The organism is Pseudomonas sp. PS01298 (assembly GCF_029959745.1).
Lineage (GTDB): Bacteria > Pseudomonadota > Gammaproteobacteria > Pseudomonadales > Pseudomonadaceae > Aquipseudomonas > Aquipseudomonas aylmerensis.
Window position 1 is genome coordinate 1 of record NZ_JASCPP010000231.1, and the last position, 1,576, is coordinate 1,576.

General features: G+C 62.7%; 1 protein-coding gene. It reads left to right on the top strand.

The genetic code is table 11. The features are described from left to right. The first annotated feature begins 194 nt into the window (after positions 1 to 194). Positions 195 to 1,484: a M18 family aminopeptidase gene (locus tag QMX97_RS31980; RefSeq protein ID WP_065903452.1), complete on the top strand. Its 1,290-nt coding sequence runs from the start codon at positions 195 to 197 to the stop codon at positions 1,482 to 1,484. Positions 1,485 to 1,576: the final 92 nt, after the last annotated feature.

Genomic DNA, 1,576 nt, shown 5'->3' on the forward strand with positions numbered 1-1,576 from the left:
CCACTACACCGCCTAAATGTGGGAGCTGGCTTTCCTGCGATGGCGGTGTGTCAGCCTCAAATCTTTCACTGACAGACAGCCATCGCAGGCAAGCCAGCTCCCACAGTGGTTCTGTGTGATGTTCAAGAAGGCAGCTTCACTTCAAATGTGGAGCCAATACGGTAAACTCCGCGCATTGCTGTCTGGAGCTATTTATGCGCGAAGCGTTGAATCAAGGCCTGATCGACTTCCTCAAGGCCTCCCCTACTCCTTTTCATGCCACCGCCGCCCTGGCCCAGCGCCTCGAAGCCGCCGGCTACCAGCGTCTCGACGAGCGCGAAACCTGGACCACCGAAGCCAATGGTCGCTACTACGTGACCCGCAACGACTCCTCGATCATCGCCTTCAAGCTCGGCCGCCACTCGCCGCTGCTGGGCGGCATCCGCCTGGTCGGCGCCCACACCGACAGCCCGTGCCTGCGCGTCAAGCCACAGCCGGAACTGCAGCGCCAGGGTTTCTGGCAGTTGGGCGTCGAAGTCTACGGCGGCGCGCTGCTGGCGCCGTGGTTCGACCGCGACCTGTCCCTGGCGGGCCGTGTCACCTTCCGCCGTGACGGTAAGGTCGAAAGCCAGCTGATCGACTTCAAGTTGCCCATCGCCATCATTCCCAACTTGGCCATTCACTTGAACCGTGAAGCCAACCAGGGCTGGGCGATCAATGCGCAGACCGAGCTGCCACCGATCCTCGCCCAATTTGCCGGCGATGAGCGCGTGGACTTCCGCGCCGTGCTCACCGAGCAACTAGCCCGCGAACATGGGTTGAACGCCGACGTGGTGCTCGACTACGAGCTGAGCTTCTACGACACCCAGAGCGCCGCCGTGATCGGCCTGAATGGCGACTTCATCGCCGGCGCGCGCCTGGACAACCTGTTGTCGTGCTACGCCGGCCTGCAAGCCTTGCTCACCAGCGAGACCGATGAAACCTGCGTGCTGGTATGCAACGACCACGAAGAAGTCGGGTCCTGCTCGGCCTGCGGCGCCGATGGCCCGATGCTCGAACAGACCCTGCGGCGCTTGTTGCCGGAAGGTGATGAGTTCGTACGCACCATTCAGAAATCGCTGTTGGTGTCTGCGGACAATGCTCACGGCGTGCACCCCAACTACGCCGAAAAGCACGACGCCAACCACGGCCCCAAGCTCAACGCCGGCCCGGTGATCAAGGTCAACAGCAACCAGCGCTACGCCACCAACAGCGAAACCGCCGGGTTCTTCCGCCACCTGTGCATGGCCCAGGAAGTACCGGTGCAAAGCTTTGTGGTGCGCAGCGACATGGGCTGCGGCTCCACCATCGGCCCGATTACCGCCAGCCACCTGGGCGTGCGCACCGTGGACATCGGCCTGCCGACGTTTGCCATGCACTCCATCCGTGAACTGTGCGGCAGCCATGACCTGGCGCATCTGGTGAAGGTACTCGGCGCGTTCTACGCGAGCCGCGACCTGCCCTGATCTCGGCAACTGACTGCGGTCAGAACTGTGGGAGCGGGCTTGCTCGCGAAGGCGGTGTGTCAGCCACTGAATCGGCTGACTGATGTATAGCC